Annotated in this window: 22 protein-coding genes; 11 read left to right on the top strand and 11 right to left on the bottom strand. The window is 73.6% G+C overall.

The window, feature by feature from the left end; all coding sequences use genetic code 11:
- Positions 1-119 precede the first annotated feature (119 nt).
- Positions 120-803: a response regulator transcription factor gene (locus tag ELR47_RS03825; RefSeq protein ID WP_130648685.1), complete on the top strand. Its 684-nt coding sequence runs from the start codon at positions 120-122 to the stop codon at positions 801-803.
- A complete protein-coding gene (locus tag ELR47_RS03820; protein WP_130648684.1) occupies positions 803-2,125 on the top strand; it encodes a HAMP domain-containing sensor histidine kinase in 1,323 nt (440 codons plus the stop codon). Before ELR47_RS03825 ends, ELR47_RS03820 begins: the two co-directional genes overlap by 1 nt.
- Here the strand turns inward: ELR47_RS03820 and ELR47_RS03815 are convergent.
- From ELR47_RS03815 to ilvA, 4 genes are all read right to left on the bottom strand, one after another.
- Entirely contained in the window at positions 2,068-2,478 is a 411-nt protein-coding gene (locus ELR47_RS03815; protein ID WP_130648683.1) for a hypothetical protein, read from the bottom strand. The genes ELR47_RS03820 and ELR47_RS03815 overlap by 58 nt on opposite strands.
- 165 nt (positions 2,479-2,643) lie before the next feature.
- Positions 2,644-3,144 (bottom strand): hypothetical protein, encoded by a 501-nt coding sequence (locus ELR47_RS03810; RefSeq protein WP_130648682.1) that lies wholly within the window; start codon positions 3,142-3,144, stop codon positions 2,644-2,646.
- A 311-nt stretch (positions 3,145-3,455) separates the two neighbouring features.
- Positions 3,456-4,118, bottom strand: a complete 663-nt coding sequence (locus tag ELR47_RS03805; RefSeq protein ID WP_130648681.1) for a hypothetical protein — start codon at positions 4,116-4,118, stop codon at positions 3,456-3,458.
- A gap of 224 nt (positions 4,119-4,342) precedes the next feature.
- Entirely contained in the window at positions 4,343-5,560 is a 1,218-nt protein-coding gene (ilvA, locus tag ELR47_RS03800; protein ID WP_130648680.1) for a threonine ammonia-lyase, read from the bottom strand.
- Positions 5,561-5,777: 217 nt separating this feature from the next.
- On the opposite strand from ilvA, the gene ELR47_RS03795 reads away from it, so the two are divergent.
- The 4 genes from ELR47_RS03795 to ELR47_RS03780 all read left to right on the top strand — a co-directional run bounded on the left by ELR47_RS03795 (position 5,778) and on the right by ELR47_RS03780 (position 9,368).
- Entirely contained in the window at positions 5,778-6,131 is a 354-nt protein-coding gene (locus ELR47_RS03795; RefSeq protein ID WP_130648679.1) for a hypothetical protein, read from the top strand.
- 45 nt (positions 6,132-6,176) lie between these two features.
- Positions 6,177-6,833 carry a methyl-accepting chemotaxis protein gene (locus tag ELR47_RS03790; protein ID WP_130648678.1) on the top strand — a complete coding sequence of 219 codons (657 nt, stop codon included), beginning with the start codon at positions 6,177-6,179 and terminating at the stop codon, positions 6,831-6,833.
- Positions 6,834-6,927: 94 nt separating this feature from the next.
- Positions 6,928-8,322 (top strand): class II fumarate hydratase, encoded by a 1,395-nt coding sequence (locus ELR47_RS03785; protein WP_130648677.1) that lies wholly within the window; start codon positions 6,928-6,930, stop codon positions 8,320-8,322.
- Positions 8,323-8,324: 2 nt separating this feature from the next.
- Entirely contained in the window at positions 8,325-9,368 is a 1,044-nt protein-coding gene (locus ELR47_RS03780; protein ID WP_130648676.1) for a glycosyltransferase family 2 protein, read from the top strand.
- A 55-nt stretch (positions 9,369-9,423) separates the two neighbouring features.
- On the opposite strand, the gene ELR47_RS03775 is transcribed toward ELR47_RS03780, so the two are convergent.
- Positions 9,424-11,040: a GMC oxidoreductase gene (locus tag ELR47_RS03775; RefSeq protein ID WP_130648675.1), complete on the bottom strand. Its 1,617-nt coding sequence runs from the start codon at positions 11,038-11,040 to the stop codon at positions 9,424-9,426.
- Complete coding sequence (locus tag ELR47_RS03770) at positions 11,037-11,750, bottom strand: class I SAM-dependent methyltransferase (protein WP_165403826.1); 714 nt, start codon at positions 11,748-11,750, stop codon at positions 11,037-11,039. The genes ELR47_RS03775 and ELR47_RS03770 overlap by 4 nt, the downstream gene beginning before the upstream one ends.
- A 171-nt stretch (positions 11,751-11,921) precedes the next feature.
- On the opposite strand from ELR47_RS03770, the gene ELR47_RS03765 reads away from it, so the two are divergent.
- From ELR47_RS03765 to ELR47_RS03750, 4 genes are all read left to right on the top strand, one after another.
- Complete coding sequence (locus tag ELR47_RS03765; RefSeq protein WP_130648673.1) at positions 11,922-12,812, top strand: glycosyltransferase family 2 protein; 891 nt, start codon at positions 11,922-11,924, stop codon at positions 12,810-12,812.
- 130 nt (positions 12,813-12,942) lie between these two features.
- A complete protein-coding gene (locus tag ELR47_RS03760) occupies positions 12,943-13,977 on the top strand; it encodes an NAD-dependent epimerase/dehydratase family protein (protein ID WP_130648672.1) in 1,035 nt (344 codons plus the stop codon).
- 160 nt (positions 13,978-14,137) lie between these two features.
- The gene (locus ELR47_RS03755) at positions 14,138-15,643 is read left to right on the top strand and encodes an NAD(P)/FAD-dependent oxidoreductase (protein WP_205745425.1); all 1,506 of its coding nucleotides are present in this window, start codon (positions 14,138-14,140) and stop codon (positions 15,641-15,643) included.
- Position 15,644: 1 nt separating this feature from the next.
- Positions 15,645-17,420 (top strand): ABC transporter ATP-binding protein, encoded by a 1,776-nt coding sequence (locus ELR47_RS03750; protein WP_130648670.1) that lies wholly within the window; start codon positions 15,645-15,647, stop codon positions 17,418-17,420.
- Here the strand turns inward: ELR47_RS03750 and ELR47_RS03745 are convergent.
- From ELR47_RS03745 to ELR47_RS03725, 5 genes are all read right to left on the bottom strand, one after another.
- Complete coding sequence (locus ELR47_RS03745) at positions 17,393-18,304, bottom strand: glycosyltransferase family 2 protein (protein WP_130648669.1); 912 nt, start codon at positions 18,302-18,304, stop codon at positions 17,393-17,395. The genes ELR47_RS03750 and ELR47_RS03745 overlap by 28 nt on opposite strands.
- Positions 18,301-19,347 (bottom strand): glycosyltransferase, encoded by a 1,047-nt coding sequence (locus ELR47_RS03740; protein ID WP_165403825.1) that lies wholly within the window; start codon positions 19,345-19,347, stop codon positions 18,301-18,303. Before ELR47_RS03740 ends, ELR47_RS03745 begins: the two co-directional genes overlap by 4 nt.
- A 61-nt stretch (positions 19,348-19,408) precedes the next feature.
- On the bottom strand, positions 19,409-20,599 hold the full coding sequence (locus ELR47_RS03735) for a glycosyltransferase family 4 protein (protein ID WP_130648667.1): 1,191 nt from the start codon (positions 20,597-20,599) through the stop codon (positions 19,409-19,411).
- The gene (locus ELR47_RS03730; protein WP_268234457.1) at positions 20,596-21,678 is read right to left on the bottom strand and encodes a Gfo/Idh/MocA family protein; all 1,083 of its coding nucleotides are present in this window, start codon (positions 21,676-21,678) and stop codon (positions 20,596-20,598) included. The genes ELR47_RS03735 and ELR47_RS03730 overlap by 4 nt, the downstream gene beginning before the upstream one ends.
- Before the next feature lie 104 nt (positions 21,679-21,782).
- On the bottom strand, positions 21,783-23,408 hold the full coding sequence (locus ELR47_RS03725; RefSeq protein ID WP_130648665.1) for a hypothetical protein: 1,626 nt from the start codon (positions 23,406-23,408) through the stop codon (positions 21,783-21,785).
- A gap of 144 nt (positions 23,409-23,552) precedes the next feature.
- On the opposite strand from ELR47_RS03725, the gene ELR47_RS03720 reads away from it, so the two are divergent.
- Entirely contained in the window at positions 23,553-24,590 is a 1,038-nt protein-coding gene (locus ELR47_RS03720; protein WP_130648664.1) for a 2-hydroxyacid dehydrogenase, read from the top strand.
- Positions 24,591-24,647: the final 57 nt, after the last annotated feature.

The raw sequence follows: 24,647 nt of genomic DNA, 5'->3' as shown, positions 1-24,647 counted from the left end.
CTGCCCCGTCGGCGTTTGCACGCCGACGTTCGGCGTCGCACGGAGGCCGGACGGTCGACCCACCGCACAACGCCGCCCGGCCGGCCCCGCGCCGGACGGGCGCTCCCTAGCATCCGCGCATGCCAACCAGTACGCCACGCCTGCTGGTCGTCGAGGACGACGACGCCATTCGTGAGGTCGTGTCCACGACCTTGCGCCTCGAGGGCTATGCCGTCGAGGCCCTCGCCGACGGTCTGACCGCGCACCAGGCCGCCCGGGCGTTCCGGCCGGACCTCGCCATCCTCGACGTCCGGCTGCCCAACGGGCCGAGCGGACTGAGCGTCGCCCGGTTGCTGCGCGAGGGCAGCGACCTGCCGATCCTGTTCCTCACGGCGGCCGACTCGGTCGACGACCGGCTCGCCGGCTTCGACGCCGGCGGCGACGACTACCTCGTCAAGCCGTTCGTGATGGCCGAGCTCCTGGCCCGCGTCAACGCGCTGCTGCGCCGTTCCGGCCGGCTCGTGTCCCAGACCTGGCAGGTCGGCGACCTCGTCGTCGACGAGGAACGCCGCAGCGTCCACCGCGCCGGCGCAGCGGTGGCGCTGACCACCAAGGAGTTCGACCTGCTCGTCGCCCTCGCCCGTCACCCGGACCGGGTGCTGTCCAAGGTGCAGCTGCTGGCGAGCCTGTGGGGGTTCGACGCCGTCGACGGCAACCTCGTCGAGGTCCACGTCTCCTCGTTGCGGCGCAAGCTCGAACAGCACGGCCCGCGCGTCATCCAGACGGTGCGTGGCGCCGGGTACCGCCTCCGCGTCCCCGAGTGATGCACACCCCCTCCCTGCGCTCGCGGGTCACCGGCGGCGGTGTCGCCGTCGTCGCGCTCGTGGTGGTCCTGCTGCTCGTCTCCGTCTACGTCACGCTCGAGCAGGCGTTGGAACGCAACCTCGAAGAGGTGCTCGACGCCCGTGTCGAGCTGACCCGCGAACTGGCCGGCCGCCTGGAACCCGACGCGCTCGCCACCGCGCTGCAGGCCAGCGGTGTCCCGGCCCGGATCACGACCGCCGACGGCACGGTGCGCCGCTCGGCCCCGGTCCCGCGCTTCCACGGCAGCGCGCCGGCCCTCACCGACGGCACCGAGGACGCCGTGACGCGGACGCTCCTCCTGCCCGCGGGGGCGACCGCCGAGGTGTTCGCGACCCGGGCCGGGGTCGAGGCGACGCTGCGCGACTTCCTCCTGCTCGCCAGCTCCGGCGCCGTCGTCGCCGTCGTCGTGGCCCTGCTGCTGTTCCGACGGGCGGCGGGTGCGGCCCTGGCCCCGCTCGACCACGTCGTCGCGGCCGCCGACCGCACCGGCGCCGGCACGCTGGACCTGCGCCTGCGCCCCGACGACCCGGACACCGAGCTCGGGCGGCTGGCCACCGCCTACGACGACATGCTCGACCGGCTCGAGGAGGCGCTCGAGGAGACCCGCTCGGCGCAGCAGCGCACCCGCCGCTTCGTCGACGACGCCGCCCACCAGCTCCGTACGCCGTTGACCTCGGTGCGGCTGGCGGTCGAGACGCTGCTCGTCGGCGTGGACGGCGACACCCGCGAGGCACTCTTCGGGCACCTCGTCACGGAGACCGCCCGGGCCACCCGACTGCTCAACGCGCTGCTGACCCTCGCGCGCCTCGACCAGGAGCGACCGCCCCGGCGCGTCGGGATCGACCTCGTGCGCGCCTGCCGCGAGGAACTCGAGCGCATGGCCAGCCTGGCACCCCACCTGGCGTTCGAGGTGCGCACCGGTGCCGGCGTGGGCCTGCCCTCCGACGCCGGGCTCGAGGCCGCGGTCGACCCCGAGGAACTCGTCGAGGCACTGGGCAACCTGCTCGACAACGCCCGCCGGCACGCGGCCTCGCAGGTCGTCGTCACCGTGGCCGTGCACGACGACACGGCGGTGCTCCGCGTCGAGGACGACGGGCCCGGACTCGCGCCGGCCGACGCCGAGGCCGCCTTCGAACGCTTCCAGACGCTGGACGGCCTCGGTGGCACCGGTCTCGGGCTGCCGATCGCCCGGGCCATCGCGAACCGGCACGGTGGCACCCTGACCTACGCGGGCAGGGGCTTCGAGCTGCGGCTGCCGGTCGCGGCGCCCGCCCCGACCTGAAGCCGCCTCGTCAGCTGACGCAGGTCCCGAACGGGGACCACGTCGGCCGCGTCCACGCCGAACTCCGCGACCTGCAGGGCGTCCGGCGCCAGGACGACCACGAGCGCGTCAGGCGCGGCGTCGCGCAGCAGCGCCACGAGCCGGGCACCGAGGGCACCGCTGAGCGTGAGGTCGACGACGAGGACCCCGACCGGTTCGAGCAGGGCGATCTCGAGCAGTTCGTGCCAGCGACCGACCTCCCAGGCGACCTCCCAGCCGGCCCGTTCCACCGCTGCCCGGACCGCCGGCCGCAGGTCCGCCGTGGTGGGGCACAACACGGCCGCGAGCGACGCCGGTCGGTGCACGCGGTCCATGGGTGTTCCTCTCGGCCCGAACCTGGACGAGCCGGCGTCCAGCGGGCCTGCTCCCACCCTTCCCCGCAGGACTGAAGTGAGCCTGAACCGCCCGTGACGCGTGGGGAGAACGGGCGATGGGCGCCCCATGGGCGCCCATCGCGTTCCGGTCCGTGCGTGTGGCCGTCAGCTCAACGCGACACCGTTGACCTGCAACCCGCCACCGACGACGACGGTCTCGAGGTTGTCGTCGAAGACGAAGCCGCTCTGCTCCGCCGGGCACGTCCCGATCGCCGGACCGTCGACGGTCGTGGCCTCGCCGGCGAAGCCGGTCAGCCAGAAGCCGGTGATCTGGTTGCGGACCCGCTCGGTGTGCGACACGACGCCGCTGGTCGTGGTGACCCGGGAGCGCTCCTGCACCGTCACGACCTCCTTGCCGCTGTTGCCGGCCTCGTGGGTCTTGGTGCACGACCAGGAGACCTCGGCGACGCTCTCGAAGGTGAAGACGAGCGCGTCGGCCCGGTCCTGCAGCTGCTTGTTGTTCCAGCCGAGCACGGTCTGGACGTCGCCCTTGCCGACGAAGCCCGCGCCGGTGGCCGGGTCGAGCTCGACGGCGGCCGACGCGGCCGTCGCGGAGAACGTGAGCGCGGCGGCGGCCGCCACGGTGGACGCGAGGATCTTGCGCATGGTGTGTGCCTTCCCAGCAGCGGGTGACGCTGCGACATCGGGAAGGTGTGTCGGTTTCGCCCCTGACTCCCCGGTTGGCTCGGCGACCATCTACCGCCAGCCGGATCCTCGCCCCACACCTCGATCGGAGTTCCGGAGCCGCCCCTGGCTCCTGGCCGCGAGTGGACCAGCCGGCGGCCACCCCGTCACGTGCACCGGTTCCGGCATGCGGGGCGCGCCGGCCCTCTCCCCACGATTGAGGTACTTCCTGGCCGGCGCGCGCACGGGTCGCGACGACGTGGTAGCCCCACGGCGTCGTGCCCGGTACGCCGTCAGACCTGCGCGTCGACGTCGAAGCGGAAGCCCCGGTCGAGCAGGTCCTCGACGAAGGCGGCGATCTCGGGGTCGGCGTCCGTCGGCAGCGACGACGCGAGGGCCTGCGCGAAGTCGCGGGCGGTCGCGTTGATCTCGCGGTCGAACGCGGAGGTGTCCCCGGTGGGTCCGTACAGCGACGGCTCCTGCGCGGCCGCCTCCATCAGCGACCGCCAGGCGTCGAGGTGTCCGAGGTACACGGTGCGCACCGACTCGGCCGCCGCCGTCCCCAGTGGCTCGTCGAGGTCCTGGCGTGCGGCCGTGATGGCTGCCGCGCCGTCCTGGGAGACGGTGCGCACGGCGGCGAGGAAGGCGTCGAGGTCGGCCGGGTCCGCCGCGGCGAACACCTGACCGAGCTCCTGCTGATAGCGCAGCATGGTCCGCTCGGACGCCTCGATGCCCTGCAGCAGCTGCGCGAAGTCGGCGTCGCTGCCCGTGTGGGCGTCCGGCTCCGGGGGGTCGAGGTCACCGGGAACCGTCGGCGCCTGCGGTGGCCCGGGCGTCGGGTCCGCCGGTCCCGACGGCGCGGCGGCGTCGACGGTCGGACGCTCGAAGGCGCCGGCCAGGAACAGGCCGGACGCCACGAGCACCAGCACGACCACGATCGCCGCGCCTCCCGCCAACCGGCGGCGACGTCGCCGGCGACGCACGGGCGGAGGGACCGGCGGGCCGTCGTCCGTCGTCGGTCCTCCTGTCCACGCCCCCGCGTCGGGGGGCGCGGCCGGCCAGGCATGCCGTTCGCGCGGCGACTCGTCCACGACCGACCTCGACCTTCCCCGGCGAATCGACCGCAGCACGGTAGCGAGCGCGTGACGGCCATGGTCCGCCGACGCGCGTCGTGCGCGGGTCAGGCGCGGTGCAGCGGATAGCCCTCGCCCTCGAGCGCCGAGCGCAGGGCCGCCACGTGGTCGTGCCCGCGGGTCTCGAGCTCGAGCACGACCTCGACCTGTCCGAGCCGCAGGCGGTGCTCGAGTCGGTGGTGGGACACGCCGACGACGTTGGCGCGCTGATCACCGAGCAGACGCAGCAGCCGGGACAGCTGCCCGGGGGTGTCGGGAACCTGGGTCCGCAGGGTCACGTAGCGCCCCTCGGTGGTCAGCCCGCCGGTCACCAGGTGCTGGAGCATCAGCGGATCGATGTTGCCGCCACTGAGCGTGACGACCGTCGGCGAGGAGGCGTCGACCTCGACGCGCCCCGACAGCAGGGCGGCGACCCCTGCCGCGCCCGCCGGTTCGACCACCAGCTTGGCCCGCTCGAGCAGCAGCACGACCGCCCGGGCGATCTCCTCGTCGTCGACCGCGACGACCTCGTCCACCAGCTGGCGCGCGTGCGCCAGCGTCAGCTCGCCGGGGCGTTTGACCGCGATGCCGTCGGCGATGGTGTCGCAGGTCGGCGACGCGATCGCCTCGCCGGCCGCCATCGACGCCGGGAAGCTCGCCGAACCCGCGGCCTGCACACCGATGATGCGCACGTCGGGTCGCAGCGCCCGCAGCGCGACCGCGACCCCGGCCAGCAGTCCGCCGCCCCCGACACAGACCACCACGGTGCCGAGGTCGGGGACCTGCTCGAGCAGCTCGAGCCCGAGCGTGCCCTGTCCGGCGATGATGTCGGGATGGTCGAAGGGGTGGACGAAGACGCTGCCGGTCTCCTGGGCGTGCTCGAGCGCCGTGGCCAGGGCCTCGTCGAAGGTGTCGCCCTCGAGCCGGACCTCGGCGCCGTAGCCCTGGGTCGCGTCGACCTTGGGCAGCGGCGCCTCCCGCGGCATGAACACCGTCGCCCGCACCCCCTGCAGCTTTGCCGCCAGCGCGACGCCCTGCGCGTGGTTGCCGGCCGACGCGCACACGACGCCGCGGCGACGCTCGTCGTCGGAGAGCCGTGCGATGCGGTGGTGGGCCCCTCGCAGTTTGAACGAGCCGGTGCGTTGCAGGTTCTCGCACTTGAGCCGCACGTCCCCGCCGACGAGGTCCCCGATCGCCCGCGAATGCTCCACCGGTGTGGTCTCGATCACGCCCCGCAACGACGCCTGCGCCGCGCGCACCGCCTCGACACCGACGAGCTGCTCCACCTCGGGTTCCTTCTCCGGCTCCCGGCAGCGTAGTGAAGCCCGAGGGACCCCCTCTTCGGAGCGGCGGGCCACCCGGACGGCAGCGACGCCGTACCGCGCGGTAGGCGCTTCATGGTCCGGTCACCGCACCGCGGTCCGCTCTCCCCGCCCATCGCGGGACCGACGAGGGCGACGACCGCACGACACCCTCGTCGTGCCAGGACGACGGAACCTGCCCATGGATGGCCTCGCCCGCTTCCTCCCCCGCGGTGGTCAGTTGCCGCCCGAGCAGAGCGACGCACGTCACCGCCTCATGACGGTCGCCCTGGCGCTGCACCTCCCGGTGCTGCTGGTCGTCGGGGCCCTGCGCGGCCAGTCGCTGCTCCACCTCGGCGTCGAGCTGCTGTGGCTGCCGGCGGCACTGGTGATCGTGACCCGGACCGGCCTGCGCCGTCAGGTACGGGAGGTCGTCGTCGCCCTCGCCCTGCTCGGCTGCTCGGCGGTGCTGATCCATCTCATGGATGGCGCCACCGAGGCCCACTTCCACTTCTTCGTCGTGCTCCCGCTGCTGGTCCTCTACGAGCGCTGGTAGCCGCTGCTGGCCGCCATCGGCTTCGTCGTCGTGCACCACGTGTCCATGGCGGTCACCGCACCGCAGCTACTGTTCAGCACCGACGAGGCCCGGGCCCTGCCGCTGGTCTACGTGCTCGTGCACGCCGCGTTCGTGCTCGCGGCCGAAGCCGTCCTGGTCGCGTTCTGGAAGTTCGCCGAGGACGCCCGCACGCAGGCCACCGCCGCCCAGGAGCGCACCGTCGCCCAGCAGCAGCGCGACCTCGCCTGCCGCGCCGCCACCCAGGCGACGACCCAGACCCGCGTCGCGGAGCTGTCCGACTCCGCCACCCAGGTGCGCACGGCTGCCTCGGACGTCTCCGAGGTGTTGCGCGAGCTGTCGTCCACCGCGGCCACCATCGAGCAGGAGGCCACCGCCTCGACGGCCGTCGCCGACCAGGCGGCCGCCGGGACCGCGTCGGCCCGAGCGCTCGTCGAACGGCTCAGCGCTTCCACGGCGGAGGTCGAGGACGTCGTGCGGTTCATCACCTCGGTCGCGGACCGGACCAACCTGCTGGCGCTCAACGCGACCATCGAGGCCGCCCGGGCCGGCGAGGCGGGGCGCGGGTTCGCCGTGGTCGCCCAGCAGGTCAAGGAACTGGCGGTCCAGACCGCCGAGGCGACCGACCACATCGGCCAGCAGCTCGGTGCCATCCTCCAGGGCCGTCGGTTCGTGCCCCGCTGACCGAGGGCTTAGCCTGTCGCCGTGCCCTGCGCGCGACTCCGACGGCGAGCCGGTCGCCGTCCGCGCCCGGCGCCGACTTGCGAGGTCGCACCCGATGTCCGAAGCGCAGTTCCGTACGGCCCACGACACGATGGGCGAGATGCAGATCCCGGTGGAGGCGCTGTGGGGCGCCAGCACCCAGCGCGCCGTGGAGAACTTCCCGGTCTCCGGTCAGCCCGTGCCGCTCGAGGTCGTGCACGCGCACGCGATGCTCAAGTGGGCGGCCGCGACCGCCAACGAGGACACCGGCGTGGTCGACAGCGAGGTCGCCGACGCGATCCGCCGTGCCGCGGACGAGGTCATCGACGGCCGACTCGACGAGCACTTCCCCGTCGACGTGTTCCAGACCGGCTCGGGCACCTCGACCAACATGAACGTCAACGAGGTCGTCGCCAACCGCGCCAAGCAGCTGCTCGGCGAGGAGCTGTCGTCGTCGAAGGTGCATCCCAACGACCACGTCAACGCCTCGCAGTCCTCCAACGACACCTTCCCGACCTCCGTCCACGTCGCCGTCGCCCGGGTGGCCAAGGACGAGACCGTGCCGGCGCTGCAGCACCTCGCCGCGACCCTGCGCGAGAAGTCCGCGGCGTGGGCGGGCGTGGTGAAGTCCGGCCGCACGCACCTGATGGATGCCACCCCGGTGACCCTCGGGCAGGAGTTCGGCGGGTACGCACGGCAGATCGAGCTCGGCGTCACCCGGCTCGAACGCTCGCTGGAGTCGGTGTACGAGCTCGCACTCGGCGGCACCGCCGTGGGGACCGGCCTCAACTGCCCGCCCGGGTTCGTCGACCGGGTGATCGGCCTGCTCGCCGACCGCACCGGCCTGCCCTTCCGCGAGGCCGAGGACCACTTCGAGGCCCAGGGTTCCCGCGACGCGCTCGTCGACGTCTCCGGCGCGCTCAAGACGATCGCGATCAGCCTGATCAAAATCGCCAACGACGTGCGCTGGATGGCCTCCGGCCCGCGCACCGGCCTGTACGAACTGCAGCTGCCGGAGATCCAGCCGGGCTCCTCGATCATGCCGGGCAAGGTCAACCCGGTCATCCCCGAGTCGGTGCGGCAGGTGGCCGCGCAGGTGATCGGCAACGACGCGGCCGTGACCGTCGGCGGCCTGTCCGGCGAGCTCGAGCTCAACGTCATGATCCCGCTGATGGCCCGCAACGTCATCGAGTCCGAGCGTCTGCTCGCCGCCGTCAGCCGTGTCTTCGTCGACAAGTGCCTCGCGGACACCGAACCCACCGACCAGGGCCCGCAGCTGGTGGAGCGCTCGCTGATGCAGGTGACCGCCCTGGTGCCCGAGATCGGCTACGAGCGCTCGGCGGCGTTGGCCAAGCAGGCCCACAAGCAGGGCAAGACCCTGCGCGAGGTGGCGCTCGAGGACGGCGTCGCCGAGGACACCCTCGACCGGGTGCTCGACTACCAGCGCATGACCGAAGGCGGCATCCTCTGAGGATGCCGGACACGTCCGCGACCACGACCGCCACGTCCGCCGCCACCGGGGCGCCGGACGTGGCCGTCGTCGTGCCCGCCCACGCCGCCTCGGACGCGCTGCGCCGCTGCCTCGAGGCGCTGCGGGCCTGCGACCCGCCGGCCACCGAGCTGGTGGTGGTGGTCGACGGCGCCGATCCCGACACGATCGCACTGGCCGAGCGCCACGCCGACCGCGTCGTCGCCCTGCCCGACACCGGCGGTCCGGCCCGCGCCCGCAACGCCGGTGTGGCCGCCAGCGTGTCGGACCTGATCTTCTTCGTCGACTCCGACGTGGTGGTCCGACCCGACTTCGTCGGCCGCATCCAGGCCCGGTTCCTGACCCGGCCGACGATGGACGCGATGATCGGCTCCTACGACGCGACGCCGCCGGAGGAGAACCTGCTCTCGCAGTACAAGAACCTGCTCAACCACTACGTCCACCAGCGGGCCGGCAACGACGGGTGGACCTTCTGGGGGGCCTGCGGAGCCATCCGCCGGTCGGTGTTCGAACGCGTCGGCGGCTTCGACGAGTCCTACACCCGCCCGTGCATCGAGGACATCGAGCTCGGTCACCGGCTGCACGCCGCCGGTCACCGCATCGAGGTCGCCAAGGACGTCCAGGTCACCCACCTCAAGCGGTGGACGGCCCGCACGCTGCTGCGGGCCGACGTGCTCGACCGCGCCCTGCCGTGGAGCGAACTGATCGTCGAGCGCGCCGGCTTCACCGACGACCTCAACATCTCCCGCGCCCAGCGGGGCAAGGCCGTGCTGGCCAGCGCCGGCCTGGCCGGGGCCGCGGTGGGGCTCGTCGGCCCCCGTCGGTTGCGACGCCCGTCGCGTGGAGTCCTGGCCGGGTCGGTGACGGCGCTGGCCGTGCTGGACGCGCCGTTGCTGCGCTTCTTCGCCCGGCAGCGTGGTCCCGCGTTCGCCGTGGGGGCGACCGCGTGGCACTGGTGGTCCTACGTCTACAGCGCGGCCACCTTCGGCACCGTGCTCGCGCGCCGGGTGCTGCGTCGCCGTGGGTAGCTGACCCGCTGCGTCCACGGACGCCTCGGCGTCCGGCGGCGCCGGGACACCGACGTCAGCCGCCGGCGCGGTCGGCCAACCGGGCGGCGAGGTGGTCGCCGAGCCGGCGGGTGAGTGCCAGGATGGTCATCGTGGGTGCGGCACTGTGTCCGGTCGGGAACACCGAGCTGCTGGCGACGTAGAGGTTGTCGGTCCCGAACACCCGCGTGTCGCGGTCGACGACGCCTTCGGCGGGGTCGTCGGCCATGCGGGTGGCACCGATGTGGTGGGCGGCGTCGACCCACTCCTCCAGCGACGGCTCGTCGGTGCCGAGGTCCAGGGTTCCGATGCCGGCGGCCGTCATCCGCCGCGACAGCGAGGCGATCACCTGGCGGAACGAGGCATGGTCGAGCTCGTCGAGCTGCCAGTCGATCACCAGCCGGCGCACGCCGAGCTCGTCGCGCTCCTCGGCCAGCCGCAGGCGGCTGTCGGGATTGGGGGCCTGCTCGACGTACATGCTGGCCCGATAGTGCGCGATCGGGCCGGTGCCCTCGCGGTACCGCGTGCGCTGCAGGACCTTGCGGACCGCACCGGGCCGACGCAGCAGCTCCCACGCGGCCGAGACGGCCGCGGCGGGCCGACGTGCGCGCACGGCCTCGCGCAACGCCGCCACCTCGCGCTCGGGATAGTCCACCTGGTAGGTGCGCACCGGGCTGAGGTAGACGGCGTGGTCGAGGGTCCGCTCGTCGCGCTGCACCTCGTCGGCGAGTGCCAGACTGACGTGGAAGCGCGGTTTGGGGTCCGTGCGGGTCCACGGCTCGATGAGCGTCATGCCCGGGCCGGGGTGCAGCCGGGCATGCTTGCTCTTGGGATGGTCCATGTGGAAGCGGCCCACCAGGCCGGTGGCGTTGCCGATGCCACCGGGCACCTGGCGGTCGGAGGCCAGCAGCAGCCGCGCCGACTCCAGGCCGCCGGTGGCGAGCACGACCGCGTCGGCCTCGACCGCGAACCGGCGGCCGTCGAGTGCGGCGAAGGCGACCGACCGCACCCGGCGGTGGGCGTCGTCGAGCACCAGCTCGGTGGCCGTGGCGCCGAGGACCACCTCGACCTGCTCGGCGCGTTCGAGCTCGTCGACCCGGTCCCGTCCCGGCCGGCTCGGACGCTGCTGCCAGTAGTGGAACGACAGCTCGAGGCCGGCCGCGTCGAGCCGCTCGCTGGCCCGGCGCACGTCCGGTCGGGCCGCGAAGGCGTCGAAGTCGCCCAGCCCGTAGTCGCGGGCCACCTCGGCGTAGTACGGCAGCAGCTCGTCGAAGCCGATCGGCCAGCCGCTGTGGGGGACCCACGGGCGCGGCGCGAGGTCGAGTGGGTCGAACGCCCGCCACTTGCCGGTCCAGATGTTCGAGGTGCCGCCGAGCTGGCGCACGCGGAACTCGCCGCGGAACACCGGCGGCAGGTAGGGCGTGAACGGGCTGTCGGGTGCCGGGGTGCGGACCTCGCGCCCGACGCTTTCGAAGCGGGCGAGCTCCTGGATCCGTGAGTCGAACTCCCGACGACCGGACTCGAGCAGCACGACACGGTGGCCGTCACCCGCCAGGCGCAGGGCGAGGTCGATACCGGCGAACCCGGCGCCGACCACGACGACCTCGGCGTGCAGGCGGGCGTCGTCGGGCAGTTCGTCGACGTCCCGGATCATCGGATCACCACCGCGTGCAGCGCCGCGGGCATGGCGTGCTCGGTCACCGCGCCGGGTCCGCGGTGCGCCATCGTGTCGTACTGGCGCAGCACGAACCGGTCGAGTCTCGGCAGCAGCTTCATCAGGACCTCGTTGCACACCCGCAGGGGCGGGAAGACGTCGCACTGTTGGTTGATCCGCTGGAGCAGGATCGCGACCGTCGTGTAGGGGCCGCTCGACCCCTGCAACGTCCGGAAGCCCGACCACTCGCGGAACAGGTGACGCAGCCCGTAGGGCGTCAGATGGAAGTAGTTGTGCGGCGCGCCGTGGAAGGGGAACACCGCACTGGCGGTGACGACCAACCGTCCACCGGGCCGCAGGATCCGGTGCAGTTGCGCGATCAGGGCGGCCGGTTCGGCGACGTGCTCGAGCAGGCCGGTGCACACCGCCACGTCGTAGCTGGCGTCGGGGACCTCGGCCAGGGCACCGTAGGCCGGGTCGGTGTGCACGTCCGCGTCGGCGCCGGGGCGGGCCGTGATGGTGTGGGCGTTCGGGAACAGACGCGCCCGGTCGATGTCGAGGCTGTGCACCACCAGGGCCGGCTCGTCGGTGGCCTGTGCGGCGACGAAGCGCTCGAGGCTGACACGCGACAACCGGCGGCGGCTGAACGAGAACCGGCAGGCGCGCAGCCACAACCGGCCCAGCGGCCCGGGTCGACCCGGGTCGGGCATGGGTCCTCCGGCGGTCGACGGCGATGGGGCCCCGGACACGGACACGGCCAGGACACCGCGGAGCATGCCACAGTCGCCCGCCCGTCCTCCGTGCGCCGGCGGCAGGGGCGGGAGCGTGCCGTCTCGCCGTGCCCGCTGCTAGAACGGCGCCGACCCCGCGACCGGAGCACCATGTCCACGCCGCTGCTGAGCATCGTCGTCCCGACCCGGGACCGCCACGAACTGCTGCGGGCCGCCGTCGACAGCGCCCTCGCGCAGACCCTGCGCGACGAGGTGGAGGTCGTGGTGGTCGACGACGGCTCGCGCACGCCGGTCGACCTTCCGCACGACCCCCGGCTGCGGATCGTTCGGCACGAGCGTTCGACGGGCGGCGCGGCGGCCCGCAACGCCGGCACCACGGCCGCCACCGGCCGGCTGGTCGCCTACCTCGACGACGACGACGAGCTCGTCCCGCACTTCGCCGAGGTGTCGCTCGCCGGACTCGAGGCCAGCCGGCTGCCGCCACCGGTCGGGGTGTTGAGCACCCTCGAGGCGGTGGACCCGCAGGGCCGCCTCCTGGAGCGCAAACGGCCCCAGGCCTCGCCGCGCGGGAGCTGGTACGGCCTCGAGGACCGCCTTGCCGGACGCAGCTTCCACGCCAAGCAGACCCTGGTGGTCGAACGGCGCGTGCTGCTCGACCTCGGTGGCTGGGACGAACGGTTCCGCTCGCGCGTGCACACCGAGCTGTTCCTGCGCCTGAACCGGGTGTGCTCCCTGGACGCGATCGACGAACCGACCTACCGGCTGCTGGTCCACCCCGGGCCGCGGGTGTCGAGCGACCCGGAGCTGCGACAGCGCAGCTTCACGCAGCTGTTCGACGTCCATGCCGAGGCGTTCGCGGCCCGTCCCCGCGGCGCGGCGCGCTTCCTGCTCGACCACGCCGAACAGTCGTGGCGAGACGGACAGCGCACGGCCGCCGCACGCGCCGTGACCCAGGCCCTGCGCCGCGCCCCGGGATTCGCGGCCTGGGAGCTCGGCGGACGGGCCCGGCACCGGTTGCGGGAGCGCGTCGCCCAGCGCTGACCGCCTCGACCGCCCCCGGATCCGCACGACGACGCTGCGCTCCTCTACGGTCCCCCCGCTCCGCGTCGCCGGACCGCGCGAGCACGCGCATCCGCCCACCGTGCGAGACCGCCGAACCCGAGGTGCTCCGTTGTCCACCCCCTGGCTCGTCACCGGCGCCGCCGGCTTCATCGGGATGCACCTGACCGAGCGGCTCGCCGCCGTCGGGCAGCGGGTCGTCGCCGTCGACGACCTCCAGGCGACCTACGAACCGGCCCTGACCGCGGCCCGATGGCGGCGGGTGCAGCAGCTCGACGCGGTCGAGGCCGTGCCGCTCGACGTCACCGACGAGGCCGGCACCGCCGCACTGCTCGCGCGGGTCCGCCCACCCGTGGTGATCCACCTCGCCGCCCGCGCCGGCGTCCGTGGTTCGCACCTCGAACCGATGGCGTACCTGCGCAGCAACGTGCTCGGCTTCGCCAACGTCCTCGAGCAGGCGCGCGCCACCGGGGTCGGTCACGTCGTGTACGCCTCGTCGAGTTCCGTCTACGGCGACGACGCCCCGGTCCCCTTCCGCGTCGAGCATCCCGCGGACCACCCCGTGAGCGTGTACGCCGCGACGAAACGGGCCGACGAACTGCTCGCCCACAGCTACGCCCACGCCTTCGGGCTGCCCTGCACGGGCCTGCGGCTGTTCACCGTCTACGGCCCGTGGGGACGGCCGGACATGGCGTACTTCGCCTTCGCCGACGCCATCCACGCCGGCCGCCCGCTGCAGGTCTTCGGCGACGGTTCGGCCCTGCGCGACTTCACCTACGTCGACGACGTCGTCGACGCGATCCTGGGGCTCGCCGACCAGCCCCCGACCGGCCCCGGCGGCGCGGACGTCGGCGGCGCCGACGCCCCGTGGCGGGTCTACAACGTCGGCCACGGCGGGCAGGCCACGGTCGCCGAACTGATCGAGGCGCTCGAGCAGCGACTCGGCCGGTCCGCCCGGCGGGTCCACCTGCCCGCGCACACCGGGGACGTGCGACGCACCCACGCCGACACCACGCCGCTGCGCGAGCGCCTGGGCCGGTCCCCCGCCACCCCACTGGCCGCCGGTCTCGACCGTTTCGCCGCGTGGTTCCTCGACCACCGAGCGGGTGTCCCGGCGCCGACCACGACGCCGCCGACGAGCCACTGACGGCGTCGTCGGCGACCGTGCCCGACCCGGCGGGCGGGGCGGGTGTTCGCCGCCCCCACCCGCGGCCTCCTACGCTCGCAGCCTCCCCGGTCGCACCACCGGGGGCGGCCCCAGTGCCACCCACCACCGTCGACGGGGAACCGTGATGTCGGAGACGTCCGTGACAACCAGCGCTGCCGGCAGCGACGACCGGGTGGTCGTCGTCGGCGCCGGACCCGCCGGCCTGACCGCCGCCTGGGTCCTGCACCAGGGCGGCACCGACGTCGAGGTCCTCGAGGCCGACCCCCGCAAGGTCGGCGGCATCTCCCGGACCGAGACCTACGAGGGGTTCCGCTTCGACATCGGCGGCCACCGCTTCTTCACCAAGGCCGACGACGTCGTCGACCTGTGGCACCAGATGCTGCCCGACGACCAGTGGTTGCGAGTGCAGCGCATGTCCCGCATCTTCTACGACGGCAAGTTCTTCGACTACCCGCTGCGGGCCGGTGACGCGCTGCGCAAGCTCGGGCTGGTCAACTCGGTGCTGTGCGTGCTGTCGTACCTGCGCGCGAAAGCGTTCCCGCGCCGGACGGTGACCAGCTTCGAGGACTGGATCGTCAACAACTTCGGGGAGCGGCTCTACCGGATCTTCTTCAAGACCGACACCGAGAAGGTCTGGGGCCGCCCCTGCACCGCCATCTCGGCGGACTGGGCGTCCCAACGCATCAAGGGCCTGTCGCTGCTGTCCGCGGTGGTCAACGCGCTGCCCTGGCGCGGCCGCCGCCGCGGCAACGGCAGCATCAAGACGCTCATCGAGGAGTTCGAGTACCCCCGCTTCGGACCCGGCCAGCTGTGGGAGCACGCCACCGAGCGCCTGCGGGCCGAGGGGCAGCAGGTCCACCTCGACGCGCGCGTGGTCGAGGTGCACCACGCCGGCGGGTCGGTGGACCACCTCGTGGTCGAGCAGGGCGGGCAGCGACGCGAGGTCCGCGGCAGCGACTACATCGCCACCATGCCCCTGCGCTCGCTGGTCCGCGCGATGCACCCGCCCGCGCCGGCACACGTGCGCGAGGCCGCCGAGTCGCTGCACTACCGCGACTACCTCACGGTCGTGCTGATCGTGGACCAGCCCGAGGTGTTCCCGGACAACTGGATCTACATCCACGAGCCCGAGGTCCAGCTCGGACGCATCCAGAACTACAAGAACTGGTCGATCGAGATGGTCGACGACCCGGCGCGCACCGCCCTGGGCCTGGAGTACTTCACCAACCGCGGCGACCTGGACCTGTGGGAGATGGACGACGAGCAGCTGTTCGCCCTCGGCATCCGCGAGGCCGCGCAGATCGGTCTGGTCGATCCGCAGCGGGTCGTCGACGGCACCGTGGTGCGCATGGCCAAGGCCTACCCGGTCTACGACGAGCACTACAAGGAGCACACCGCCACGATCCGTACGTGGCTCGACGAGGCGGTCAAGAACCTGCAGACGGTCGGCCGCAACGGCATGCACAAGTACAACAACCAGGACCACTCCATGATGGCCGCCCTGCTCGCGGCCCGGAACCTGCTCGGTGAGGACTTCGACCCCTGGAAGGTCAACACCGACGCCGAGTACCACGAGGAGCAGCGCGAGGACCCCGACCAGGCCGGCCGGCTGATCCCCGGGCGTGTCGCACCGCCGGCGAACTGACGTGTTCACCTCCGTCCGCCACCTCGTCGCCCTCGTCGGTCGCGAACACCGCGGCCGGTGGCTCGCGGTGCTGTTGCTGGCGCTGGCGGCCTCCGGGCTCGAGGTCCTCAGCGCGATGCTCGTGTTCGCCCTGCTGGCCCGCATCACCTCCGAGGTGTCGGGGTTCGAGTTCCCGGTGATCGGGGACCTGCGCGAGCTGCTGCCGGTCGACGAGATGACGCTGCTGCTGGTCGTCGGCGGGATCGTGGCCGGGTTCTTCGTCCTGCGCGGCGCCGTCATCCTCCTGCAGGCCTACGTGCAGTACCGGGTGGCCGAGAACGCCGGTGCCCGGCTCGCGACCCGCCTGCTGGCCGGCTACCTGGCCATGCCCGCCACCTTCCATCTCGCCCGCAACTCCTCGGAGCTGATCCGCAACGCCTTCGACACCGTCCAGCAGTTCGTCCGCGAGGCCCTCCTGCCGCTGGTGAAGCTGGTCTCCCACGCGATCCTGATCGTCGGGCTGCTCGCCGTGCTGCTGCTCACCGCACCCGCGGCCACGTTCTTCGCCGTCGCGGTGCTCGGGCCGCTGACGTGGCTGCTGCTGCGGATCGTGCACCCACGCGTCAAGCGGATGGGCAACGTCTCGCAGGCGATGTCGCGTCGCACGCTGCAGACCCTGCAGGAGGGGCTGGCGGGCTGGCGCGACATCACCGTGCTGGGCCGGCAGCGCGCCTTCGTCGAACGCTTCCGGGTCGACCGCCGTGAGCTGTCACGGGTGCGCTACCTGCGCTCGACCGCCAAGGAGATCCCGCGGGTCGCCATCGAGACCGGCCTGATCCTGTTCATCTTCGCCTTCCTGGGCGTGGCGGTGATCGTCGGTGACGGCGCCCTCGAGGCCCTGCCGGTGCTCGGGCTGTTCGGCTACGTGGCGTTGCGGCTGCAACCCTCGCTCAACGAGGTCCTGCACGCCGCGAACTCGCTGAAGTTCGCGGCCGCCGGGATCGAGCACCTGCACGCCGACCTCGCCTCCTTCGACCCCGACCGCTCGCTGCCCGAGCCGGCCGCGGCAACGCGTCCGCTGACCGACGAACTCCGGCTGGTCGGCGTCGCGGCGCGCTACCCCGACACGCACGAGGACGTCCTGAGCGACGTCGACGTCACGATCCGCGCCGGCGAGTACGTCGGCATCGTCGGGCCGACCGGCAGCGGAAAGTCCACGCTGGTGGATCTCCTGCTCGGTCTGCTGGAGCCCAGCGCGGGGCAGATCCTGCTCGACGGTCGCCCGTTGTCGGCGGACGTCGCCGGGTGGCAGGCCACCGTCGGCGCCGTGCACCAGAACGTGTTCCTCGTCGACGCCTCGCTGCGCCGCAACATCGCCCTCGGCGTGCCCGTGGCCGAGATCGACGAGGAGCGGGTCCTCGAGGCCGTCCGCCTGGCGCAGCTCGACCGCTTCGTCGCGTCCCTGCCCGAGGGTCTGGACACCGTCATCGGCGAGGACGGCGTGCGCGTCTCCGGAGGCCAGCGCCAACGCCTGGCCGTCGCGCGGGCCCTGTACCGCCGGCCCTCCACGATCGTGTTCGACGAGGGCACCTCGGCGCTCGACCGCGGGACCGAGTCGCAGCTCATGCAGGCACTCGAACAGCTGCGGGGCCAACGCACGATCATCGCCGTGGCCCACCGGCTGAGCACGGTGCAGCACTGCGACAAGGTCATCCTGGTCGACGCCGGCCGGGTGGTGGACGTCGCCCCGCTCGACGTCCTGGCCGCACGTCACGGCGAACTGCTCGGCGCCCCCTGAGCGCGCCGCCAACGGCGCCGCTCGTCGAAGAACCCGACCGCGTTGGCGAGCTGCGTCACCACCAGCAGGGCGCTGAGCAGCACCGCCCGGGGCGCCGGGACGCGACCGAACGGGTAGGTGACGAGCCGGAGATAGAACTGCGGTCCCTCGACCCGCAGACCGCGTTCCCCGGTGGCGGCGCGACGCCGGTGCAGGTCGTGGGCTCCGCGGCCGTAGTTGAGGTGCTGGCGGACGAGCCCGCGCACGCCCATGGCATGGTGGTGGTGGACGACGGCGAGCGGCGCCTCGCGCAGCGGGCACCCGGTGGCGTGCCACCGTTCGCACAGTTCCCGGTCCTCACCGCCCGGCCGCGGGAAGCCGGTGTCGAAGCCGCCGAGCTGCCGGAAGGCCGCGGTCGGCACGGCCAGGTTGTTGCTGGCGAAGAAGCGGCTCGGGTGGTCGTCGTCCCACCACTGGTAGAGGAACGCGACCAACTGCTGGCTGGCCTCGGCCGCGGCGTCACCCTCGACCGCGTTGACGACCCGTCCCCCGAGCATCGCCGTGGGGTCGGCCTCGGCGGCCGCGAGCAGGTGTCGCAGCCAGTCGGGTGCCGGTCGGCAGTCGTCGTCGGTGAAGGCCAGCAGCGGTGCGCGGGCCACCTCGGCACCGGTGTTGCGGGCCGCGGCCGGTCCTGCGTTCGTCTGCCGGTGGACCCGTACCTGCAGGCGCGAGGAGAACGCCTCGCCGGTGGGTGCCAGCGGCTCGGGACTGCCGTCGTCGACGACGACCACCTCGAAGGCCTCGCGCGCCAGGTCCTGGGCGGCGAGGGCCTCGAGCAGCGCGGCGAGCCGGTCGGGTCGACGGAACGCCGGCACGACCACGCTGATGCGCGGGACGGCGGTCACGGCCGCTCACCGGACGGGGGCGAGGACGGGGGCGAGGACGCGGGCAGCGCCGGTGGTGCCGGCGGGGCCGACAGCAGGCGACGGTCGCGCCGGTCGAGGTGCTGCAGACGGTCCATCTCGAAGGTCGCCAGCACGTCGGGGGCCGCGCCGGGGCCGCGCAGATACCCGACGGCCTGCCCGGCGGCGTCGAGGACGAGCGCGGCGATCAGACCCGGCAGCACGGCCGGGAACAACTCCGCGTGCGAGCGCCCCGGTGCCAGGCGCTCGTCGAAGAACCGCTTGAGCCGGACCAGCGGGATCAGCGGCGAGGCCAACGCGTAGAACAGGCGACGGGCGAACGACCAGCCGGCGTCCTCGGCCCGCTCGGCGCCGTAGAGACGGCCGGCGTTGAAGCGCAGGTCGGCGGTGGCGGCCAACGTCGACGGGTTGGCGTGGGTGATCGAGGCGTCGGGTGCGAGGTACATCCGTCCGCCGGCCTGGCGCAGACGCTCGTGCAGGTCACCGTCACGACCGACGTGCCGGGGCAACTCGTCACCGAACGCCGCGACGGCCTCGCGGCGGTAGGTCGCGTTGTGACTGGGCACGTCGTCCATCTCGCCGGCGTGGTCGCGGTCGATCCACCAGCCGTAGCCGAGCATCAGGTTCGCCCAGCTGAAGCTCGAGTCGGGGTTGGCGTTGCCCATGACCGAGCCGACCGAGACCCAGTCGCCCTGCTCGTAGGCGGCGAGGACGGCCCGGATCCACCCCGCCTGGACGTAGGCGTGGTCCTCGATCGTGGCGACGACCGGCGCGCTGGCCGCCAGCATGCCCCGGGCAGCGGCCCGGTCGACGTTGTCGATCGGGCCGACGGGCACGACGGTGAGCTGCCCGAAGGCGGCGAGTTCCGCCGGCTCGGCGTCGGCGACCGCCGCCTCGTCGGGCGCCACCAGCACCAGTTCGGTGTCCTCGACGCCATCCTGCACCCGCAGGTGCGCGACGGTGCGCCGCAGTTGGGCGAAGTCGTGGGGGGTGACCACGATCACGGAGAGGGCGGGCGTCGGCACGGAAGCGTCCTTGTTCGGGAGCAGGCGTCGGGAGCAGGCGTCTCGGGGAGCAGGCGTCGTCTCAGGTGGTCGCGCGGGTGCGGGCCTCGTCGTAGAGGGCCAGCAGTCGTCGCAGCACGACCGGTTCGGCGTGACGTGCCAGGGCGGTGGCGCGGGCGGCCGTTCCCAGCGCCTCGCAACGGTCGCGGTCGACGAGCAGCTCGGCCAGCGCCGACGTCAGCGACCCTACCGATCCCGGTACGACGTGCCGGCCGGTCCGGCCGTCCTCGACGACCTCGGCCGGTCCCCCGTGACCGCTGACCACCGCGGCGGTGCCCCGCATCATGGCCTCGAGGGCGACGTTGCCGAGCGGTTCCTCCCAACGCCCGGGGATCACCTGCACCCACGCCGGATCGAACGCGTCCTCGACCTCGGCGCGGGGTCGATGGCCCAGCAGCTGCACGACGTCGCGCAGGTCGAGCTCGTCCACCAGTGCCTCGAGCTCGGCGCGCTGGGGCCCGTCGCCCGCGATCACCAGCCGGACGCCCCCGACGACGCCGCGGACCTCGGCGACGGCACGCACCAGCAGGTCGGCGCCCTTCTCGGGCACGAGCCGACCGGCGAAGACGACGGTGGGGGGCGAGGTCAGTGGCGGCCGCGGCGCGCGCTCGCGCACGCCGTTGCCCAGCACTCCCACGCCGCGGACGCCGTTCTCCGCCAGCCGACGGCGCATCGTCTCGCTCAGGGTGACCGCCACGTCGACCGCGCCCGCCAGCGCGCGCCACAGCCGCTGCTGGGACAGGTCGAGCGCCCACGACTGCGGCGTCACGCACCGGTTGCGCAGGCACACCGTGCCGGCCGGCACCGTGCACCGGCTCCCGTCGGGCAACAGCTTGGTGCCCCGCGGACAGATGGCCTTGTAGTACACGATCTGCCACAGCGTCGGCGTGTCGCGCAGCACCGGCAGGATCAGCGGCGAGAGCTGCGTCAGGAACATGCGCAGGTGCACCACGTCGGGCGCGAACCGGTCGAGTTCGCGCCGCAGGGCCGCGGCCGCGACCGGGTTCGCGGTCTGGTTGAGCACCCGCAGCTTGGGGCGGGTGGTGCCGAAGGTGGTGGTGTCGGCCTGTGACGCACCACCGAGATCCGAGGCGCTGGAAGCGAACAGACGCACCTCGTGCCCCGCCTCGCGCAGCAGCTCGCGCAGCCGCAGCATCTGCAGCTCCGCACCCCCGACGGGACTCGCCCCGTCGTTGACGAGCAGGATCCTCACCGCGACCGGTCCGCCGGCGCCAACTCGACGACGGTGCGTTGCGCCGCGGCACGCTCGGCCGCGTCGACCAGGAGGGCCACGTGCTGGCCGTCCCCGATCGTGGCCGGCGCCACCGGCGGGGTCCCGCCCGCGACCGTGCGCACGAACGCGTCGACGGCCTGCGCGAACGACGGCTCCCCGGGCGGTCGCAACCCGTCGAGCGTCGCCGAGGCGCCTTCGACGACCACCCGCGCCGCGGCCTGCAGCCGTTCCCGGGGCGTGGTGGGGCCGGCGGCCGGCAGCAGCCGGGGGCGTCGACGGGCCATGCGGTCGAGCTCGAGGGTCGCCCGTTCGCCGAACAGCTCCACCCGGTCGGTCTGGGCGGCGGCCAGCGTGGCGAGGACCTGGGCACTGACACCGTCGGCGAAGGTGAGCGTGAGCTGCACCGTGTCGTCCTCGGTGCGTCGTGAGGAGGTCACCGCCGCGACGGTCGCGACCTCGGCGTCGAACAGGTGCACGAGCAGGTCGAGGTGGTGGGTCGCGAGGTCGAGCAGCGCCCCACCACCCGTCGCGCGGGAGCGCTTCCAGTCCGGCAGCTGGCGCGGCGAGGAGGCGAACACCGTGCGGGCCCCTACGAGCCGACCGAGCGATCCCTCGGCGAGGGCGTCACGGGCCTGGCCGTACAGGGGGTGGAACCGGAAGTTGAAGCCGACCACTCCGTGCCGCCCGCTGGCCCGCCACGCCGCGGCGATCCGGTCGGCGGCCGGCAGGTCGGGCGCGAGGGGCTTCTCCACGTAGACGTGCACCCCGGCCTCGAAGGCGGCCACGGCGACCGCTTCGTGCCGGTGCGTCGGGACGCACACCACCACGGCCTCCAGGCCGGGGGCCCTCAGCAGGGTCCCGACGTCGGCCACGACGGGCACCCCTGGAGCTGCGGCGACCGCCGCGGACCGCGACGTGGGATCCGGGTCGGCGATGCCGACCAGCTCCACGCCCGGATGGTCCCGCAGGGCCGGGAGATGGAACATCCGCGCGATGCGTCCGCATCCGACCAGGCCGACCCCGACCGGGGGCCTGGCCGCCGTCTCGGCGCCTGTCACCTGCGTGCCCGTTCCTCGTCGACGTGTGCCGGGTGAGACTAGTGGCCGACGCGCGGGCGGTGGTCGGCGCGGAGCCCGGCCGCCCGTCCGCGACCGACGGTCGTTCAGCTGCCGGCACCGACGGCCAGCCGTGGTCGCAGCCCCTCGGCGCCCACGTCGTACACCGTCAGCAACCGCCCGTCGTCGGGGGTCTCGAGCCCTGCGACCTCGTCCTCGTCGCCGGCCCAGACCAGCAGCAGGTCCACCTCCGCCGCGTGCAGTTCCTCGGCGATGCCGGCCGCGTCCCGGGCCTCGGGACGTCCGAGGTAGTCGCAGCCGACGCGGAAGCACAACAGGTGGGTGGCCTGCCAGTCGTCCACGGTGGCGGCCCGCCCCTCGAGACCCTCGTCGAGCGCGGCGGCGACGACGCTGACCCGCTCGTGCGCGCCCACGCGCGGCAGCAGGCCGTGCAGGGACGTGAGCGTCACCGTGACCACCGTGGCGACGCCGACCACCAGTCGCCACCGGGGACGGACGGCGAAGGCGTCCAGTCCGACGGCCGCGGCCGGCACCAGGGTGAGGATCGGGAACCACAGATAGCGCTCGATCGCGATGATCAGCAACAGGCCACCGGCGGCCACGGCACCGGTCAGCAGCGGCGCGACCAGCGCGGCGGCCGGTGGTTCGCGCCGACGCGCCGCCGCGGCCAGCGCGACCAGCGCGAGCAGGACGAACGGTGCGCCGCGCCGCAGGACCGATCCGAGCGCGATCCGACCGTTGGCGACGGCCAGCGCCAGTCGACCGGTGGCGTCGCGCTCCCCGAGCCCCTCGCCCTCGTACTCGTCGCGCACCGGCACCGGGAGTTCGGCGGGCTCCTCCCAGGCGCTGAAGCCCTCGGGCCGGACCGGCTCGTACAGACCCGGCACGTTGAAGGGGTTGCCGGCCGAGCCCGGCGCCACCAGTGCCGAGTTGAAGCCGGCCGCGGTGCTCCAGGTCGGGGTGCCGTAGACGGCGGTGAGCGCGGCCGCCCAGGCACCGACCACCACGAGCAGCCCGGCGAGAGCCGCTGCGACCGCGGGGAGGGCCCGGCGCAGCAGGACCGGTACGCGCCGCGTCGGCACCCGCCCCGGCGGGCCGAGCAGTGCCTGGCAGAGCACCGCCAGTGGCAGGGCGACCAGGGCCACCGGCGCGGCGTACGAGCGCGCGAGCACCGCCAGCCCGGCCCACACGCCGGCGGAGACCGCCGCACGGACACGGACCTCGGACGGACGCAGCAGTACCTCGAGCGAGCGCAGCAGGGCGGCGGACATCAGCACGTCGGCGTACAGGCCGAACAGGGCGTTGTAGACCAGGAACGGGGCCGTCGCGAGCAGGAGCACGTCGGTGGCCCAGGCACTCGCGCCCGCCCGGCGGCACAGGGCACCGAGCGGGAACAGCAGCAGCACCGCACCGACGAGCAGCACCACCCGCAGCGCGGTCAGCGCCGGCACCCCGACGGCGAGCAGTGGGACCGCCAGCCACGACAGCAGCGGTCCCCAGTAGCCGTTGACCGCGGCCGGCAGGTCCCCGGCCAGCCACCGCTCGGCGACGACGGCGTAGGACGGTCCGTCGGGGTTGCCGTAGTGCCCGACGAACGGCAACAGGGCGGCCCAACCCAGCACCACCAGGGCGAACGGTGCCCAGCGCCGCAGGGTCGCGGCGCCCGCCGACGCAACGGCCGGGCGGGTCACCGTCGATGTGCCCTCGCCCACGTGTCCTCCGACGGCCTCGTCCGTGTCCCGGCGTCTGCGACCGGCAGCATAGGACCGGGCCCGCGGACCACCGGCCTCCCGGTCGGACGATCCGGAGCGCTGTAGGCTTCCCGCCGCCACCGCGCCACCGAGGAAGGGTCGTCCGTGACGTCGCAGGGCATCACCGGGCTGCCGCGCCTGGTCGTCGTCTCCGTGCAGGGCAACAAGAGCCTGCCGGCGGAGCGACTGGCCGACCTCGAACGGCTCGCCACGGTCGACTACCTCGCCCGCGAGGACGCGATGAGCCCGGACGAGGCGATCGCCGCCTTCGCCGACGCGGACGTCGTGGCCGTCACCCCCAAGGTCTCGCCGCCGCTGACCGGCGACCTCGTCGCCCGGCTGCCCCGTCTGCGCGGGATCGTGCTGCACGCGACCGGCTACGACTTCGTCGACGTCGCCGCGCTGCAACGGCAGGGGGTGGTGGTCAGCACGCTGCCCTCCTACAGCACCCGCTCGGTGGCCGAGCAGACCATCGGCATGCTGCTCGCGCTCTCCTCGCGACTGCACCTGGGCAACGACCGCTCCCGCGGCCTGGTGGCGCCGACCACGTCCCTGCGCGGTTTCGAGCTGGCCGGCCGCACACTCGGCATCATCGGCTGCGGTCGGATCGGCAGCACCGTGGCCGCGTTGGCGCAGGGTCTGGGCATGACGACCATCGCGCACGACATCGCCCCCAAGCCGGTCACCGGCGTGACCTACGTCGAGCGCGACGAACTGCTCGACCGCAGCCACGTCGTGTCGTTGCACACCCCCCTGGCCTGGGGAGCTCCCCCCATGCTCGGGGCGGCCGAGTTCGCGCGGATGCCCGAGGGTTCCGTACTGGTCAACTCGAGCCGCAGCGCGCTGGTCGACGACGACGCCATGATCGACGCCATCCGCCGGGGCCACCTGCGCGGCTACGCCGTCGACGACGAGACGCTCGGTGGCCCCCGGGTCGACGACCTGCTGCGGGAGGGCCGCATCCTGCAGACCGGCCACTCGGCATGGTGGACCGACGAGGTGCTCGAGCGCGGCGCGACGATGTGGGCCGACGCGATCGTGGCGATGCTGACCGGCGAGCCGACCAACGTCGCCGTCCCGCTGAGCGTCGACGGCCCGCTCGTGGCCGCCGAACCCGACGTCCTGCGCGCCGCCAGCGCCTGAGCCGGCCGAACCGCGACTCCGCCCGCCCCGATCCCCGAGGCGGGCGATTTCGTCGCG

It is taken from the genome of Egicoccus halophilus, from assembly GCF_004300825.1.
GTDB lineage: Bacteria > Actinomycetota > Nitriliruptoria > Nitriliruptorales > Nitriliruptoraceae > Egicoccus > Egicoccus halophilus.
Note: the sequence above shows the minus strand (reverse complement) of the source record. Positions and strands in the feature narration are given on the sequence as shown.

Coding starts and splice junctions, on each gene's coding strand:
- ELR47_RS03765 (WP_130648673.1), top strand. CDS start 11,922: ATGTCCACGCCGCTGCTGAGCATCGTCGTCCCGACCCGGGACCGCCAC.
- ELR47_RS03770 (WP_165403826.1), bottom strand. CDS start 11,750: ATGCCCGACCCGGGTCGACCCGGGCCGCTGGGCCGGTTGTGGCTGCGC.
- ELR47_RS03775 (WP_130648675.1), bottom strand. CDS start 11,040: ATGATCCGGGACGTCGACGAACTGCCCGACGACGCCCGCCTGCACGCC.
- ELR47_RS03795 (WP_130648679.1), top strand. CDS start 5,778: ATGGATGGCCTCGCCCGCTTCCTCCCCCGCGGTGGTCAGTTGCCGCCC.
- ELR47_RS03825 (WP_130648685.1), top strand. CDS start 120: ATGCCAACCAGTACGCCACGCCTGCTGGTCGTCGAGGACGACGACGCC.
- ELR47_RS03780 (WP_130648676.1), top strand. CDS start 8,325: ATGCCGGACACGTCCGCGACCACGACCGCCACGTCCGCCGCCACCGGG.
- ELR47_RS03820 (WP_130648684.1), top strand. CDS start 803: ATGCACACCCCCTCCCTGCGCTCGCGGGTCACCGGCGGCGGTGTCGCC.
- ELR47_RS03785 (WP_130648677.1), top strand. CDS start 6,928: ATGTCCGAAGCGCAGTTCCGTACGGCCCACGACACGATGGGCGAGATG.
- ELR47_RS03815 (WP_130648683.1), bottom strand. CDS start 2,478: ATGGACCGCGTGCACCGACCGGCGTCGCTCGCGGCCGTGTTGTGCCCC.
- ELR47_RS03810 (WP_130648682.1), bottom strand. CDS start 3,144: ATGCGCAAGATCCTCGCGTCCACCGTGGCGGCCGCCGCCGCGCTCACG.
- ELR47_RS03790 (WP_130648678.1), top strand. CDS start 6,177: ATGGCGGTCACCGCACCGCAGCTACTGTTCAGCACCGACGAGGCCCGG.